The sequence below is a fragment of the Erysipelatoclostridium sp. AM42-17 genome, from assembly GCF_003480255.1.
Lineage (GTDB): Bacteria > Bacillota_I > Bacilli_A > Erysipelotrichales > Coprobacillaceae > Faecalibacillus.
In genome coordinates this window covers 1-3,490 of sequence record NZ_QUIN01000041.1, presented here as the reverse complement: position 1 = coordinate 3,490, position 3,490 = coordinate 1, and the positions used below count along the sequence as shown (strand labels likewise).

At 30.8% G+C, this 3,490-nt stretch carries 4 protein-coding genes; 3 read left to right on the top strand and 1 reads right to left on the bottom strand.

Annotated features, from left to right (window positions below):
• Nucleotides 1-521 precede the first annotated feature (521 nt).
• The 3 genes from DW911_RS10770 to DW911_RS10760 all read left to right on the top strand — a co-directional run bounded on the left by DW911_RS10770 (nucleotide 522) and on the right by DW911_RS10760 (nucleotide 2,992).
• Nucleotides 522-1,478 carry a hypothetical protein gene (locus DW911_RS10770; RefSeq protein WP_118432606.1) on the top strand — a complete coding sequence of 319 codons (957 nt, stop codon included), beginning with the start codon at nucleotides 522-524 and terminating at the stop codon, nucleotides 1,476-1,478.
• A gap of 2 nt (nucleotides 1,479-1,480) precedes the next feature.
• Nucleotides 1,481-2,158: a PspA/IM30 family protein gene (locus tag DW911_RS10765; RefSeq protein WP_118432607.1), complete on the top strand. Its 678-nt coding sequence runs from the start codon at nucleotides 1,481-1,483 to the stop codon at nucleotides 2,156-2,158.
• Nucleotides 2,159-2,221: 63 nt separating this feature from the next.
• Nucleotides 2,222-2,992, top strand: coding sequence for a histidinol-phosphatase (locus tag DW911_RS10760; protein WP_118432608.1), 771 nt, complete (start codon nucleotides 2,222-2,224; stop codon nucleotides 2,990-2,992).
• A 34-nt stretch (nucleotides 2,993-3,026) separates the two neighbouring features.
• Here DW911_RS10760 and DW911_RS10755 read toward each other — a convergent pair whose 3' ends face one another.
• Nucleotides 3,027-3,347 carry a PTS sugar transporter subunit IIB gene (locus tag DW911_RS10755; protein WP_118432609.1) on the bottom strand — a complete coding sequence of 107 codons (321 nt, stop codon included), beginning with the start codon at nucleotides 3,345-3,347 and terminating at the stop codon, nucleotides 3,027-3,029.
• Between the last annotated feature and the right edge of the window lie 143 nt (nucleotides 3,348-3,490).

Genomic DNA, 3,490 nt, shown 5'->3' with positions numbered 1-3,490 from the left:
CTAACAAATTTTAAAAAGACTGTCGATAGTCAATTTGTCAACAGTCTGTAAGAGGTACATCATGTACCTCTTTTTTATACTATAAAATAAAAATCAGAAGAATATCACTACCGGATAACTCTTCTGATTTCATTATGTCATTTTAAACCAATGACATGATCTAACGATCTGTTGTTTATTTATTTAAAATTCTTATAGATGGTTGTGAAAAGGATTTGGCTAAATTGTAGTTCTATAAGAATATTAAATCAAGACGATGGAGCATATAATAACACTCATTTGAATAAGTAATGTTATGATGCTCCATTTTAATTTCTGTTTCATCATCATATCACTCTTTCTCGTTAGTCTTAACTAACTACACTTGTATGTTAGCACAGGCTAACTTAAGTGTCAACTAATTTATATATTTTTTTATTTCCTTATTATTTACAAACAAAATTGAGTAACATATATCTTTTCTGATAAGATTCATATATAATATTCTTTAATAATACAATGAAGGAAAGAGAGGTGAAAATATGCCAAGACCAGGAACTGGCGGAGGGGGACATCGTTCATCTGGTGGACATTCAAGCAGCCGTGTTGGGGGCGGTCATCATGTAGGTAGTTCATCTAGCAGACCTACAGGAAATCACAGTTCTTCACACGGATTTGGTGGTGGATACTATCACGAACCACCTAGATGGGGATATCATGGTTATCATCGTAATGTCTATTCAAGCTCATCAAGTGGTTTAGGAACTTTAATTGCTTGTTTAGTTATTTTTGTAGTTATTATTTTTGGATTCTTTATGATGAGTAGTGAAGATAAGCCAACTTCAACTATTAATAGAGAAAAAATTGAAAATCCCGTAGCTTATGACAATAACTGCATTAAAGATGAGTTAGGATATATTGAAAACCAAGCAAAGCTTTCAAAGAATCTTAAAAATTTTTATAACAAGACAGGCATCCAACCTTACATTTATTTAAAGAGCTATGATGAAACACTTACAAGTGACAGCCAAAAAAATGATTATGCACAAAATTGGTATGATCAAAATATTGATAATGAAGATACCTTCTTATTTATTTATTTTGGAGAACAAAATTCTAATGAAGTAGGTTATATGTCATATGTCAATGGAAAACAAGTGACATCAGTTATGGATAGTGAAGCTGTTGATATTTTTTGGAACTATGTAGATCGTTACTGGACAGATGATTCACTTTCTACAGTAGATGTTTTTACAAAAACATTTAATTCAACAGCTAAAACAATTATGACAAAATCAACAACCTCTAAGGATATTATTAAAATCGTTTGTATTATTGTTGGAATTGTCATTGTCATTGGTGGTGTGATTTACATCTTACGCATGAAATTTAAACGTGATAAAGAAAAAGCAAAAGAAACAATTGAGATTTTAAAAACGCCTCTTGATAAATCAGATGAATTAAGAGACAAATATTTAAACGAAGAAAGGAAAGAATAAACATGGGAATTTTAACAAGATTTACAGATATTATGAAAAGCAACATTAACGCTTTATTAGACAAATGTGAAGATCCAGCAAAAATGATTGATCAAACATTAAGAGATTTAAGAGAAGATCTTGCTGAAGTAAAAAAAGAAACAGCTAATATTATTGCTGATGCAAAAAGCGCAGATCGCCAAGTCAAAGAATGTGAAGCAGATATCGCTAAATATACTACTGCTGCTCAAAATGCATTAAAAGCAGGAAATGAAGATGATGCAAGAACGCTTATCGCTAAAAAACAACAATATGAAAATAATCTCATTTCTTACAAAAAAACACAAGAACTTACTAACGCTAACGCTGATAAAATGCGTCTAATGCATGATAAATTAGTTAACGATATTGAAACATTAGAAGCAAAAAGAGACGCTATTAAAGCTACTGTTGCTTCTGCAAAAGCACAAGAACATATAAATAAAATTGTATCCGGTGGCGATAAAGCTAAATCATCTATGGAATCATTTGAACGTTATGAAAAGAAAGCTGAAAAAATGTTGGATGCGGCAACTGCTGAAGCAGAGTTAAATGCACATACAAGTGCAGCTTCATCCCTTGCAGATAAATACACATCAAATGGAAGCGACACTTCAGTTGAAGATGAATTAGCAGCAATGAAAGCCAAATTAGGTTTATAACATTTCAAGAATATACATTTGTATATTCTTTTTTTTGTATTATAATGTCGTCGAGGTGAAACTATGAATAAGAATAACTATCATACCCATACATCCAGATGTTTTCACGCTATTGGACAAGATGAAGAATATGTACAGGCAGCCATTCAAGCTGGTATACAAGAACTTGGTTTTTCTGATCATACCCCTTGGCATTATCATTCTTCTTTCAAGGCAACAATGCGTATGCCTGAAAGTCAATTAGATGATTATATTCAAAGCATTCGAACTCTTAAAGAAAAATATAAAAATCAAATTTCTATTAAAATTGGTTTAGAATGTGAATATTTTGAAAGATACATGCCTTGGCTTGAAAAAATGCTTAAGGATAAAAAGATTGATTATATTATTTTAGGAAATCATTATCAAGATACAGATGAAAACCACGTTTATTTTGGTTTTCCTCTTTCTAAAGATCAACTAACAAGTTATGTTGATCACTGTATTAAAGCCATTGACAGTGGTTTATATAGTTATATTGCTCATCCTGACCTTGCCCATTATGATACAAAAAGTGAAGAATATAAAAAAGAGATGTCCCGTTTATGTAAATATGCAAAAGAACATCATATGCCTTTAGAGTTTAATTTACTAGGATATAAAGATCATCGTCATTATCCTCACCCTGATTTTTGGAAGATTGCAAGTTATTATCAAAATGACGTGATTATTGGCTTTGATGCACATCATCCTGATAGTTTAAAGGATAACAAAATATATGAAAAAGCCTATCAATATCTACAAACACTTGATGTTCATATAATTGATACAATTTCTTTTTTAACCGATAAGTAAAAAGAGTTGGATTTATCATCCAACTCTTTTATTATTATTTTTTAAAATCTTCAATCATTTTTAATCCTTGGTCAAGTACTTTTCCACCATCCATCATACCATATGTTCTCATATCAATAACATCAACTGGAATAGCGTTCTTTACTTGTTCTCTAATACCATTTAAACGGAAACGAACTTGTGGTCCAATTAAGATAACATCAGCTGGATCAGCTTCATATTCACTTAATAATTGGCTTTCACTTACCGCCCAAATTTTTGCATCTAATCCTCTTTTTTCTGCTTCTTTTTGCATACGAGTTACAAGTAAACTTGTTGACATACCTGCACTACAAGCTAACATAATTTTTACCATAAAAAATACCTATCCTCCTTAATTTCATTATACAACTTTCATTCTTTAGATGAAAGCGGTTTATGATGATAAATTAAAAAACTAACCATTTTATTGTGAACCCCAAAAGTTGGACTTAAATTTTAAATCGATTATAAGGCTTG